11 protein-coding genes are annotated in these 13,145 nt (G+C 58.3%); 5 read left to right on the plus strand and 6 right to left on the minus strand.

Translation table 11 applies throughout. The annotated features are described in order from the left end of the window. Positions 1–251 precede the first annotated feature (251 nt). Positions 252–2,201 (plus strand): arginine--tRNA ligase, encoded by a 1,950-nt coding sequence (gene argS / locus ACGY09_RS17525; protein WP_397568735.1) that lies wholly within the window; start codon positions 252–254, stop codon positions 2,199–2,201. A 76-nt stretch (positions 2,202–2,277) separates the two neighbouring features. Further along, positions 2,278–2,724, plus strand: coding sequence for a hypothetical protein (locus ACGY09_RS17530; RefSeq protein WP_397568736.1), 447 nt, complete (start codon positions 2,278–2,280; stop codon positions 2,722–2,724). Between the two features lie 190 nt (positions 2,725–2,914). Here the strand turns inward: ACGY09_RS17530 and ACGY09_RS17535 are convergent, their stop codons facing one another. Continuing rightward, positions 2,915–3,811, minus strand: a complete 897-nt coding sequence (locus ACGY09_RS17535) for a class I SAM-dependent methyltransferase (RefSeq protein WP_397568737.1) — start codon at positions 3,809–3,811, stop codon at positions 2,915–2,917. Positions 3,812–3,837: 26 nt separating this feature from the next. Continuing rightward, positions 3,838–4,137: an acyl carrier protein gene (locus ACGY09_RS17540; RefSeq protein WP_373653685.1), complete on the minus strand. Its 300-nt coding sequence runs from the start codon at positions 4,135–4,137 to the stop codon at positions 3,838–3,840. 381 nt (positions 4,138–4,518) lie between these two features. On the opposite strand from ACGY09_RS17540, the gene ACGY09_RS17545 reads away from it, so the two are divergent. The 3 genes from ACGY09_RS17545 (at position 4,519) to ACGY09_RS17555 (ending at position 7,606) form a co-directional block, all read left to right on the plus strand. After that, positions 4,519–5,241 carry a DUF6134 family protein gene (locus ACGY09_RS17545; protein ID WP_397568738.1) on the plus strand — a complete coding sequence of 241 codons (723 nt, stop codon included), beginning with the start codon at positions 4,519–4,521 and terminating at the stop codon, positions 5,239–5,241. Between the two features lie 116 nt (positions 5,242–5,357). Continuing rightward, positions 5,358–6,224 carry a hypothetical protein gene (locus ACGY09_RS17550; RefSeq protein WP_397568739.1) on the plus strand — a complete coding sequence of 289 codons (867 nt, stop codon included), beginning with the start codon at positions 5,358–5,360 and terminating at the stop codon, positions 6,222–6,224. Positions 6,225–6,382: 158 nt separating this feature from the next. Continuing rightward, complete coding sequence (locus ACGY09_RS17555) at positions 6,383–7,606, plus strand: beta-ketoacyl-[acyl-carrier-protein] synthase family protein (protein WP_397568740.1); 1,224 nt, start codon at positions 6,383–6,385, stop codon at positions 7,604–7,606. Positions 7,607–7,627: 21 nt separating this feature from the next. Here ACGY09_RS17555 and holA read toward each other — a convergent pair whose 3' ends face one another. From holA to ACGY09_RS17575, 4 genes are all read right to left on the minus strand, one after another. Then, positions 7,628–8,623 carry a DNA polymerase III subunit delta gene (gene holA / locus ACGY09_RS17560; RefSeq protein WP_397568741.1) on the minus strand — a complete coding sequence of 332 codons (996 nt, stop codon included), beginning with the start codon at positions 8,621–8,623 and terminating at the stop codon, positions 7,628–7,630. A 105-nt stretch (positions 8,624–8,728) separates the two neighbouring features. Continuing rightward, entirely contained in the window at positions 8,729–9,463 is a 735-nt protein-coding gene (locus ACGY09_RS17565; RefSeq protein WP_397568742.1) for a 23S rRNA (guanosine(2251)-2'-O)-methyltransferase RlmB, read from the minus strand. 59 nt (positions 9,464–9,522) lie between these two features. Then, positions 9,523–10,293 carry a 23S rRNA (guanosine(2251)-2'-O)-methyltransferase RlmB gene (gene rlmB / locus ACGY09_RS17570; protein WP_397568743.1) on the minus strand — a complete coding sequence of 257 codons (771 nt, stop codon included), beginning with the start codon at positions 10,291–10,293 and terminating at the stop codon, positions 9,523–9,525. A gap of 195 nt (positions 10,294–10,488) precedes the next feature. Next, a complete protein-coding gene (locus ACGY09_RS17575; protein WP_397571885.1) occupies positions 10,489–12,831 on the minus strand; it encodes a BatA domain-containing protein in 2,343 nt (780 codons plus the stop codon). Between the last annotated feature and the right edge of the window lie 314 nt (positions 12,832–13,145).

Raw genomic sequence — 13,145 nt, forward strand, 5'->3', positions numbered from 1 at the left:
TCGGGCACCGATGAATCGATCAGCCGCGCCTCGGTGGCTGGTTCTGGCTGGAGAGAGTCCCCTTTCGACAATTCCCGCAGGAGCCACAAAGGTTCCGGCCGTTGTGACGGGACTCGCTCCAGTCCACGGACCCCTCTTCCGGAAGGGCGGACAGGTGTATCGGCCGATCATCGCCGCTAGAATTTGGCGCTTCAGCCACGCGCGCTCTGTGGCAATGGGATGTGGTCACCGGCTTTCAATGGGTTTTGTTCATGGATTTTCTGTCAGAGTTGCGGTCTCGCCTGCGGGCTTCCCTGGCGTCATTGACCGATTCGCCCGAATCGTATGTCGAGATGCTGAAGCCTTCTCAGGACGTGAAGTTTGGGGACTTTCAGGCAAATTGCGCGATGCCCCTGGCGAAGCAACTGAAGCGGCCTCCTCGCGATGTCGCTGCGGCTTTAGTCGAAAAACTGGACGTACTGGATCTTTGCGAGCCTCCCGAGATTGCCGGACCCGGATTCATCAACTTCCGTCTGAAGACCGAACGGCTGGCTGAAGAGACGGCCAGACTGGCCAGCGACGATCGGCTGGGTGTGGCAGCGACGACGAGCCCGCGCACGATGATCGTCGATTATTCGTCTCCCAACGTCGCGAAGCCGATGCATGTCGGCCACCTGCGAAGCACGGTGATCGGGAATGCTCTCTGCCGAGTATTGCGATTCCTGGGGCACCGCGTCCTCTCAGACAACCACGTCGGGGACTGGGGGACCCAGTTCGGGATGATTATTTACGGATACAAGAACTTCCGTGACGATGCCGCCTACCAGCGTGATGCCGTGCCGGAACTGGCCCGGCTCTACCGTCTGGTCAATCAGCTCTCCGACTATCACGAAATGGTGGCGAATCTGCCGAAACTGGTCGCCGACGTGCCCGTGAAAGAAGCCGCAGTCACGACGACTCGTCAGGCTGCTGCGGCCAATCCTGCAGACAAAGATGCGGCCCGGTACGCCAAGAGATCCGAGCAAGAGCTGAATGACCTCAAAGCCGAAATCGCTTCGACAGAAAAGAAGATCAGCGCTGTTGCGGCGGATGAGCGACTGAAGTCACTTGCGGATGCCCATCCGAAGATTGGCGAACTGGCACGGCGGGAAACCGCGAAGCTGCATGCAGGCGATCCCGAGAATAAACAGCTCTGGGATGAATTCGTCCCCAAGTGCATGGCCGCCCTGGAAGTGATGTATCAGCGGTTTGGTATCACCTTTGATATGGCCCTGGGTGAAAGCTGGTACAACCCGATGCTGGCGGGGATTGTTGAGGAACTGAAGCGAGCGAATCTTGCCGTCGTCAGTGAGGGGGCAACGTGCGTCTTTGTCGACGGCAATGAGGCTCCGTTTATTGTTCAGAAGGCGGATGGTGCGTTTACCTACGCGACCAGCGATCTGGCAACAATCCGCTACCGTGTCGATACCCTGGCCGCCGATGCCTGTCTGTATGTCGTGGATTCACGCCAGAGCGAGCATTTCCAGTTGCTGTTCGCGACCGCGAAGAAGATGGGCTACGACAAGACCGAGTTCCGGCATGTCAGCTTTGGTACGGTGCTGGGTGAAGACCGCCGTCCGTACAAAACCCGCTCTGGCGATACGATTGGACTGGAAAGTCTCCTGGACGAGGCGATCCAGAACGCTCGCAAGATCGTTGATGAGAACAGTGCACACTTGTCTGAGGCAGAACGGGCGAATGTCGCGGTGCTTGTCGGGATGGGAGCGATCATCTACGTCGACCTGCATCACAACCGTGACAGTGACTACGTCTTCAGTTGGGAAAAGATGCTGGCCACCACGGGGGATACCGCCACGTATAACCAGTACGCTTACGCACGCGTCTGCGGGATTCTGCGGAAAGGTGAAGTGGATGTGTCGGCCTTACGGCAGGGGGGCCACCCGGTCATTCTGGGGACTGCCGCAGAACGGGCGCTCGCTCTGCAGCTCAATCGCTTTGCCAACGCGGTGGCCGATGTGGCGGTCGACTACCGTCCTAACCTGCTGACACAGTACCTGTACGACACGGCGAACTGCTTCGCGTCGTTCTATAACGAGTGTCCTGTGCTGAGTGCCGAGCCGGCCGAGCTGCGCACCAGTCGACTTCTCTTGTGCGACGCGACGGCCCGGGTTCTCAAGCAGGGGCTTGACCTGTTGGGCATCGGTGTCGCGGATCAGATGTAACAGGTCTGGCGGCGCTGCAGGTCGATCCGTTGCCCGTGACTCGGAAGCAAACTGAATTTCGAATGGGATTCTGCATTTGGCGAATCGAAGTCGATACCTGGTTGCAACGCTGCGAGCCATCGGTGTGCTCGACCTGTTCGCGTTTCTCGCCGTTGTCGCGCCGCGAAGCTGGATTAACGCCAGTCATCAGTCGCTGGGAATGGGAGACTTTCCCAGCGACCCCATTGCGGGCTACCTCGCTCGATCCACATCGTTATGGTATGTCGGCTATGGGCTGCTGCTGTGGTATCTGGCCGCGGACGTTCAGGCCTGTTCGCGCATCATCGCCTTGATTGCGTGGCTGATGATGGTGCAAGGGGGCATCGTCATGGGGATCGACTGGGCCGAAGGGATGCCCGTGTGGTGGACGGCGCTGGAAGGCCCTTGCTGCATAGGGCTGGGCGCGTTGATCCTCATCCTGCAGCGATGGTCTGCGAAAGAAGAACTGCCGGGGACCACGCGGTCCGGTACAGAGTCAACCTAGCCAGCGCGAAGAGGGCTGATGGATCGTCATCGATGGGCCACGGCGCGATGGTGATCGTCAGTCCGGGTATCCACCAGCCTTAATTAGCTCGCGGCAAGCCAGTGGACATGCCGCGGCCCAAGGCGGTAATCGGAATGCGCGAGCGACGACGTGTCTCACCGCTCATGCCCTGCTCAGGCCAAGCCGGGCGTTAGCCCATGCGTGATTCGTCCCACTTGCGAAAACCGATTCGCAGCAGGCCGGTGTAGCTGGCGTTGAAGACGAAGGCGCTGAGTTTCAGATAGCGCACGAACCGGTTGTACGTTTCCTGGTCGACGATTTTCAGAGCTTCGGCCTTGCGGGCGACGAGCGTGCGGTACCAGATCTGGCAGGTGCGACCGTAGTGTTCGCGGTCGTTGCGAAGGAGTTCCACTTCGAACAGACCGTTACTGGCAGTGATGATGTCCGAGATCGTGGGCAAGACTGACTCGGGGAAGATGACGTCAAAGAAGAACTTGGTGTCAGGCTGTTCTTTGACGGTTGCCACATCGACATTTCCGTAGGAAATTGTCTGCAGCGAGAGCCGTCCGCCCGGCTTCAGCCATTGATGGCATCGTTGGAAGAAGGCGCGGTAGGCGGCAATTCGCTGCTCATCCGAAAACTCCGCCTTAGCGAAATGTTCGAAGGCACCGACCGAGATGATCCCGTCATACGGGGATTCGGGCTGGTGATCCACCCAGCTTTCGATCCGGATGTCGACACGCGGGTCAGGCCGCTGGGCACTCCAGGCGGCCTGCGCATCGCTGAGTGTCAATCCAGTGGCATGCTGTACGCCGTGTGTTTCGACCAGGCGTCGCACGAGCGACCCCCATCCGCAACCGACATCGAGAACCCGGGCCGCACCTTTTGCTCGAATCTGATTTGCGTGGAAGTCCAGCTTTCTTAACTGAGCTGTTTCCAGTGCAGAATCGGGTTCGTCACCTTCCCAGAGGGCACATGAATAGCAAAGGGTGGGGTCCAGCCAGAGCTCGTAGAACTCGTTGGCAACATCGTAATGACTTCGAATGGCTTCCGGAGAAGCACCACGCGGTGTGATTGTTGCCGACATGTTCTTCCTTGCGATCGGTCAGTGAGTTACGCAGCCATTCTTTGAGGTTCGCCCGAGTCCGAGCCGGTGGCTTCCTTCGGTGCATTGGCTTTCTCAAGAACGATGTCCAGCAGTTGACCGACGTAGACCGCGTCTGCCAGTTCTTCGTGTGTCAGCCGGATCTTGAAGTGTCGTTCCAGTTGCATGATCAGGCTGACCATGTCGACGGAATCGAGCCCCAGTTGTTCGGCGAGATGCTGGTCATCCGACAACGCATCGAGTGGTTCGCCGGTTTCAGCCTCAAACAACTCTAACAGCGTCTCACGAATTTGGTCGCGTGTAACCACGATTTCTCCCGAAGTCATCCATGATGGGAAGCTCACCTGATCGCGTCGCAAGCGGAGCTGGTTCAAGCGACGATCCATTGATCCGACAAACTGACGAACGCCGTACTGGAGAAGCCCAAAGTGTCGGATGCCGAGAGATCAAAACAACTTTTGCAAGACGCTACAATACCGATTTTTCGGAAAATTCCCTGAAGAGGTCATTTTTTCCTCGTAAAAGATCTAGTGGCAAAACGAGAAGTCGCTAGACTGCGGACCCCGCTTGTATGACTGATAAGGACTATCAGGATGATGGGCCGCTCAGTGGAAGAATACAGCGGGTGAATTGAACGATCGGAGCTTGCGGCTTCGGTTCAACGTTGACGATGCTCCAGGGAGGGAGCGATGCGACAGTCAAACTTCTACTGGTCAATTGTCTTCTTGTGTGTCTTGGGGGTGGCGGTCGAGACCGGGGTATTCGCTGGTGAGATCACTCCTGTTTCCGCGACGATCTCCCGGAGCAAGCCTGAACCCGGCGAAGTCCGTGAATTTGAAGTTCGCGTCGATAACAAGCCGGTCGGAACCCATCTGCTGACGATCAAGTCCGTCGGCGATACTCAGCAAGTTTCGTTTCAGACCGACGTCAAGATCGACGTCATTGTCTACGCCTACACCTTCAAGCTTGAGGGTAAAGAAGTCTGGCGGGAAGGACGTGTCGAAACGGCCAGTGTGCGGTGTGAAGATGGTGGCAAGAAACGCTCATTCACTCTCAAGACCGACGGCTGTCATCAGGAAATCGCCTTCAACGGAAAGCCGATTTCCTGTTCCTCACCGTGTCTGATGACCACGGCGTACTGGAGGTTGCCACCTCAGGACGTTCGCGACAGCACTCTAACGATTATTGACGTGGATAACGGTCGCGCTCAGGCGGCGACGCTCGAATATGTCGGAACTGAAACGATTACGTGTGCGGGCCGGACGCTCAACTGCCGTCATTTCAAGATCGACGGGCCGTCACCTGCGGAACTATGGTTTGACGAGCAAGAGCGGCTTGCGTGTCAGAAGTCGATTGAACAGGGGCACCACATGGAACTGCGGCTGAAACAGATTCGCGTGTCTAAAGAATAAGAGTCATGTAGTAACGCAATTTCCTGTCCAGTCGACGGAAGCCTGTTTTTTATTCGTCCGGGCCACTTCGAATTTCATCCCACTCAAACTTTCATCGTGTTTATAGAGGGGCACCAGTGTCATCAATCGCCAGTCCTCAACGAGAGCCGAGTGCCAACAACACCAGTTCCCTTGAATGTGTCGTTGCCTCGTACGCGATAGCGCGATTGCAGAACGATGCGGTAAACGCCCTGAGAAAACAGTCCAGCAGCCTGCCCGGTGATCTGGGAAACAGCGTTCTCAGACACTCTGACGAGCAGACTCTGACGTCCCTGGTGGCAGTCAGGGATGCGATCAGCAACTTTGAGACTCCCCCCGAATCGTACGAGGACTGGGGCGTCGTGACATCATCCCGCTATCTGGGGCGGACGGCATTTGCGCAGGCCTTGAACAAGTATGCCGTCGATGGTCCGTGGAATGTCTCGGTGCAAGTCGTTCCGAATCGCTCGCTGCACTCGCCCGCCAGCATGGTGGGGCTTGCTCTGGGTTGCCATGGACCCTGTGTCGGCGTGGGAGGGGGACTGGACGGGGAACCAGATGCCTGGCTGACGGCCACGTCACTGCTGGATCAGCATCAACTTCCCGGAATCTGGCTCATTTTCTCGGGGTGGGAACCGGACGAACGGATCGACCTCGAAGGAGTGTCTCTGAACAATCCCTCCTGCACAGCTTTGGCCCTGGCGCTCCAGCCTGCAACCTCACAGCCGGGCGCTGGCAGGCTGACGATTGTTTACGACTCGCAGAATGTTGTTCCGCTGTCGGTGCCTGCGCAGGTGACGGCGCTCAATCAGTTTGAGAACTTCGTCGCTGGCGGAATGAAGGGACAGACGATGACCACGAATCTCGGCGGCGGTCTACGGGTGGAAATGGACTGGTCGCCAGCGGTCACCACCACGATTCCTCTGGTCAATCCCGTGGCACCAGGTCAGAAACGGGCTGCCTGATCGAGGGGGTTGGAAACCGTAGCACATCTGGCAATTTCAGGGTGAGCCATGAGTGGTCGGGAGTAAGCGATCAACATTCCGCACCTCGGTCCGTTAACCGGCAGGGGCACGGGGGCGGCCGACACAGAATCAACATGATTTGAGAAAGTGAGACAGCGATGGATCAGCGAGATTCGGTTTGTATTACAGGCGTCGGATTGACCTCCTCGATCGGTCACGGATACGAACAATTCGCATCGAGTCTCCTGGCAGGTCGATCGGGGATTGAGCGTGTCTCGGCATTTGAGGTGACGGATCATCCGAGTCAGATCGCCAGTCTGATTGGCGAAATCCCTTGTCCGGAAGGGTATGACGAGGTCGATTTTCGTTCGCGACTGCGGATCGAACAGTGCGGCATCTGGTGTGTCGAATCGGCCTTGCGAGATGCGGGCTGGGACAAACGCCCCGAACATCTGCGGATCGGACTGGTTCTGGGAATGGGTGCCGAGTGGATGCAGAGCTGGGAGATGGATTACCGGCGCGGGGGCCGTCGGGCTTTCGATCCGATGGAAGAACCTGCCGGCGTCACGACGAAGATCCATCAACTGCTGAATCTGAATGGTCCCCAGTTAACAATCTCTGCCGCCTGTGCGAGCGGAAACTGGGCGATTTCACAGGGGAAACGATGGCTCGACCTGGGCTGGGTCGATCTCTGCATCGCCGGCGCGTGTGATATTGGTGTTACCCCGCTCTCACTGGCTGGTTTCGGCAACCTGCGAGCATTGTCACGGAAGAATGATGCGCCGCACGGAGCCCTGCGTCCCTTCGACCGGGATCGCGATGGGATGGTCCTCGGAGAAGGGGGAGCGGTCTTCCTGCTGGAAAAGACTTCTGCTGCCGTGAAGCGAGGGGCTCGTCGATATGCCGAAGTCGCCGGCTTTGGTGCCACCAGTGACGCCCATCACATGGTGATTCCGTGTCCTGAACCGCAGCAGGGAATTGCCGCCATGCGGCAGGCGCTCGTGAACTCCAAGGTGGAACCGCACGAGATTGATTACATCAATGCGCACGCCACAGGAACGCCGGTCGGCGATATCTGTGAAGCAAAAATTCTACAAGCCGTCCTCGGCGACGAAGTCTCCCATGTCCCCATCAGTTCGACCAAATCGCTGACCGGTCATCTGCTCAGTGCAGCGGCGGCCATTGAAGCCGTGACCTGCCTCGTCTCGCTCGAAAAGCAGCTCATTCCGCCGACCGTCAATCTCGACAACACGGACCCCGAATGCGCGATGCTCCATCATGTCCGCAATGAACCACAGGAACGGGAGATTGATGTCACCGTCTCGAACTCGTTCGGGTTTGGCGGCAACAACACCTGCCTCGTTCTGAAGAAGGCTGCCTAGCAAGCAGTCACGCGGCTGGTTTCAGGAAAGGTCATGCCCGGACAGCTCGACCAGCAGACGCTCGAGCTGAATCCGCTCGGGAAGAGGGTTTGCGCCCTTCAGACCCGCATCAACCTGGACCAGTCGCTGCAGGATCTGCTCGGCCTTCGTTCGGCCCAGCCGGCGAAGATAGGACTGACCGGCATTCACGGCCATCGGAAAGACCCCTGCTTGTCGCAGCGCCTGATCGAGAGCGATCGTCCGTGAAAGATCGGTTGCGACGGCGTACTTTTTGAAGGTGTACGAGATTCCCCCCAGCAGCTTCATGGGTGGTTCACCTGACGTGAGCAACTGATCGAGTGCAGTCAGGGCGAAATCAAGATCATTGTCGCGGGTCGCATCGGTCATGGCCCAGGTCGTCTCGGTCCGCCATCCGCCGACGAGCGATTTGACGTCCTCGATTTCGATTTTTCCTTTCGACCCCACATACGACGCCAGCTTCGCCAGCTCGGAATCGAGCATCCCCAGTTCGTCGCCCACCAGTTCGATCAGCAACACGGCGGCGTCCCGGCTAATCGATTGGCCGTACGTCTCCTTGGACGTCTCCTGGAGCCATTTCTGTAGTTGCGGGCCTTTCAGCTCGGAACACTCGATCTCCAACCCCTTCGCGGCGACCAGTTTGTAGAGCTTTGTCGACTTCGGGAACGAATCGAGAACGAGGGCCAGTACCGACTTCCTGGCGGGCTTTTCGACCAGTTTCTCCAGACCTGCACGATTTTTCGTGACGAATTCGTCTGCATCATCCACGACCACCAGACGGCGATCACCCCACATCGACACGGTATGGAGTTCGTCTGAGACCGCTTGCAGTGTCGCTTCTTTCGCGGGAAATCGGGTCAGGCAGGTCTCGTCATCGTCGATCACGCGCTTCCGCAAGTTCGCCATCGCGGCTTGTTTCAAATGCCGCTGTCCACCCGACAGGACGACGACAGGAGCGATGTCACCGGAGGATTGTTTGAGAAACTCAACAGCATGCATTTCGGTCGTCTTCTGGTTTGTCGCAGGACCGGACAATGTCGTGGTCCGATAGGGCCGCGTCGGATTGACGGACGGAGGCCGAGGGGAAAGCCGTCACTCACGATCTTAAACCGCGCGCGATAGTTCAGCCATCAGGATACCGCCGGCAACGGAAACATTCAGCGAAGGGACATCACCCCGTGCGGTCAGCTTGCAGACCTGGTCGCACTTTTCCAGGGTCAATCGACGCAGGCCGAGTTCCTCATTCCCGAGAATCAGCATCCACGAACGGTCACGCGGGATCTGCGAGACGTCCTGTTCCGCGTGCTCGGATGCACCCAGCAGCCAGACCCCGGCTGCCTTGGCGATGTTCATTGCGCGGGCCATATTGGTCGGTTCGCCGAAAGGGACGTACTCGAGCCCACCGGCGGCGACATCATAGACGGTGGACGTCAGCGGGGCCGATCGGTCCCGCGTCAGGATGATTCCCTTGATTCCGTAAAACGAGGCCGTGCGGAACAGGGCACCGACGTTGTGCGGATCCTGCAGGCAATCGAGAGCCAGCCACAGTCCGGGGCTGGCTGAGGCCTCGGCGAAGAGTTCTTCGACCAGCAGTCCATTTCGTTCACGGACGGTGGCCTGCGCCGCGCCAGTGCGCTCGAACTTTCCTTCCTTCGCGTTCCGTCGAGGTTCTTCGGCAAGGTTTGTACGGATCGGAATCTGGTGCTGTCGTGCCAGTTCAATCACTTCGTTCCAGGCGGGGGAGGGCTTCCCGGCTGGGAGGCGGATATCCACGACATCGTGCGGGCGGCACTTGAGTGCTGCGAGGACGCTATGTGGATTCTTCAAAACCAGAGACATGCCATGTCTTTCTAAAGAGTCTTCCAGGTGGACGGATTCAGTTCGTCGACCCGATCAGATTAAATTCCATCGCGGCGTTGCCGCAGAACCTCGTAAAACAAGATCCCGGCTGACACCGCCGCATTCAGTGAGCTCACTCGTCCCAGAACGGGGATCTGCACAAAGTGATTGCAGAGCGATTTGAGAGTCGGATGAATTCCACGTCCTTCGTTTCCAATGATCAGAACCGTGGGACCGCGGAAATCGGTCGCGTAGATCGGCTGCGTGGCGTGGTCAGAGGCACCCACGATCTGGAAGCCTCGTTCCTTCATTTCTTCGGCAGTCGCTGTCAGGCTTTCGGTCTGGACGATGGGAACGAAGTTCACGGCGCCGGCGGAACTGCGGGCCACCAGGCTGTTCACGGGGGATTGTTCCTGCGTGCCGACGATCACGCCGTGCATTCCGAGGACATCGACCGAACGGACGATCGCGCCGAAATTGTGCGAGTCCTGGATACGGTCGAGCAACACCAGGACCGGGTTAGCAGGTAATTGCTTCCAGAGATTTGCCACGTTTCCATAAGGGAAGGGAGGCATCCGGGCCGCAAGCCCCTGATGGTCTTCAGACCGGCACTGCTTCGTGATGTCGGCGTCTCGGACGTACGTGATGACCACATCGAACCGAGTGGCGAGATCAAAGGCCTCGCGCAGTGCGGCTTCTTCGCAGCGGTCACTGTAGAGCAATTCCAGAATCGTCCAGTAGTTCGCTCGCAAGGTTTCAAGAACCGAATTTCGGCCCCAGATCCAGCAGCGATTGTGATTTGAGAGCAGTGGACGACGGGCAGATTTCATGGGATGTCTGAATAGGTGTTCGATGGCGATGGCTCACGCCTGCATCGAAGCCGGAATGAATAAGGAAAACGATCCGTCATGAAACTTGGAATACCTGTCACTGGCTCCGCCAGTGATCTCTCATTGCCATCTGAGCGCTCGTGGATGGAAGATTCTTTCTTCGCGTACTTGCAGAGAGTTCAAGTTTCTGGCGTCTCAGCCTAATCGGAGGACGGGGCGAAATTTCAGGACCAGCGCCACCAGACTGACGATGATGACCGCCGCCAGCCCCGCGCCGACCCAGGAATCCCACTGGTAGGCATTCAATGTCAACGATCCCATTGCGAATGCGAGCAGCAGGCCCGCCCCGGCAACAAAGTTCCACGCCATCAGTTGTTCGACCAGTAACAAGGCCATGGCCGCGAACAGCAGTGACCGCGAGAAGCCCGTCCCGGTCGAAATCACCCGCACCTGTTCTCCGTTGCTCGCTGTCGCTTCTTCCCATTCGGTGAGGTAACGAAACTCGATTCCCGGCATCAATTCGGTCCGCAGGTCTTCGCTTTGCAGTGAGGTGAGGTCGCTTTCCTGGGTATCGACGTTCACGGCGAACCAGTCCGTCCGATTTGCAGGTGGCCCCAGCACAATTTTGTGAAATCCACTGGTCGCGGTCGGTTCTGACGTGATATTGCGCCCGTCCGCCGAGGGCTGAAGTTGTTTGGTATCACCATTGGGAAGGTGCAGGACCGCGGGAGTGTCCATGGCGCGCAGCCCGACGTGACACTGCAACGGCTGACCGACGAGGACGTCCCTGTCTTTCCACCGTCCCGAGACGGCATAGTTCACGGTCTCGTGCATCAGCGGAATCAGGCTATGGCCCCAGACGGCCCACGTACTCCATTCCCGGTCGACCGATGTGGTCACCAGCACCACGCGGCCTCGGCCGTAAGGGGCATCGACAATCGCGGGGTCGCCGGAGCTAAACCCCAGGGCCACTTCGGCCCCTCGGTCCGCGTCGACTTCGGCTTTGAAGTACACAAACGTTTTCGTCAGTTCCAGACCGGCATTGGCATTTCCCGCAAACGGTTGCAGGATGGGATGGTTGAACTCTCCCGGGTCGAAGGTGAATGCCACCTCTTTTTTGCGGGGATCACCCGTTCGCTCGATCAACCGGGCGGGAAGGATCGGCTGTTTCTCTGCATGCAGAATTTGATTGTAGCTGTCGGGGCGGACCTGATCACCCAGGCAGAAGACCACTCCGCCACCGGCCTCCAGATAACTGCGCAAGACTTCGGCTTCGCGTTCGGTGAACATCGCGATGTTACAGGCGAAGACGCAGTCATACCGGCTGAGGTCGGTTCCGAGCAGTTCGCTTTCTCGAATGACCGTGGGACGCATCGGGCTGGAGAAGGCCCGGTTGGGGAGTTCGGGGGCAAGAGCCAGTTTCAGGAAGTCGGTCGCGTTGCCCATTGGTTCGCCGGAAGGCTTGCCGTTGATGAGCAGCACCTGCAGTTCACTTCGAACGGGAATGACCAGTGATCTCACATCGTCCACGGGAAGCGCATCAGGCGCGATCCGGACATTCAGCCGATGTTCTCCGTCGCTGAATGTCGGCGAAAAATCGACGGAAACTTCCTGTCCGGCAGGGAGGTCGGCCCGTTGGGTGTCGGTCAACTGGCCGTCCACCATGAGCTCGACAAGCTGATTCGACGCTCCGATCGAACTGAAGTTTTTGAGACTGGCCGCTACGCGGACCGGGCGACCGGAGAGAACGAAATCGTTATCGATCCTGAGCCCGGTGACGGCCGTGTTGCTCGCGTTGGAATCACCCACATCCAGCCAGACGACCTGTGAGCGGGAACCGATCGTCTTGAGCGTTTCCCGGATGCGCGAGGCTTCGACAGAATTGGCCGGCGCCCAGGTTGACGCCTGCAGGTCGGTGATCAGGTAGACTTCTTTCCGGCGAATTTCGGGTGCGAGTGACAGCAGGTCCTGCACTTCCTTCAAAACGATCGACGCATCGACGCGCTCGTCGTATAGAAGCAGTTGTTCGATCTCTTCGATGACCGCCATCGACTGGTAGGCCGGGCGGGCGATGATGACGTGGGGCGTTGATTCGCTGATGCGGACAAGATTGATGGCGTCCCCCTGTCGGGAGCCGGCGACAATCTGACGGGCCAGCTCGCGGGCGCGATCAAACCGGGTTCGACCGGTGGTCGTGCTGCCCATGCTGAGTGTCGCGTCGATCACAATAATCCGATGCTTGGGGCCTTCGGACTGGAAGTATTGTCCGAGCGTTTCGGCCGTTGGCCGCGCGAGTGCCAGTGCCAGGCAGACCACGATCATGGTGCGGACTAACAGAAGCAGTAGCTGTTCCAGCTTGAGGCGACGAGATTGCTTTTTGGTGGCGGCGAGCAAAAATCGCATGGCCGCCCAGGGAACCGTCTGATACCGCCTGCGATGCAGCAGGTGGATGAGAATCGGAATGCTGCCGGCCGCCAGTCCCCACAACATCAAGGGGCTGCCGAATCCGAAGGCAATTAGAGGAAACAGTCCGAACATCACCACCGCAGTTCCAGAAGATCGCTGTCCATCGAAAAACAATGGCAATCTTGGCGGAAGTCGCAGGTTGAACGCAACTCAACCCCCGCGATTCGCGGATTTTCAGACAGATCAGAAGTCGTGCAAATGATGGGACCTGACGGCCTGGAGAGACTACGGCTTGTTTGAAGGATTTCGATTGCCATGGCCGCACGTTCCCGAGCTCGCGCGGAATGTCCTCTGCCGTCCTGAAGGACCTGCCCAGTTGTCAGGAGAAAATCTCATGACGCCGCTGCACGAAGCCTGCTGACGGGGTGGGGTCGCCATCGAAAAAA

It is taken from the genome of Schlesneria sphaerica (assembly GCF_044336245.1).
In the GTDB taxonomy this organism is placed as follows: Bacteria; Planctomycetota; Planctomycetia; order Planctomycetales; family Planctomycetaceae; genus Schlesneria; species Schlesneria sphaerica.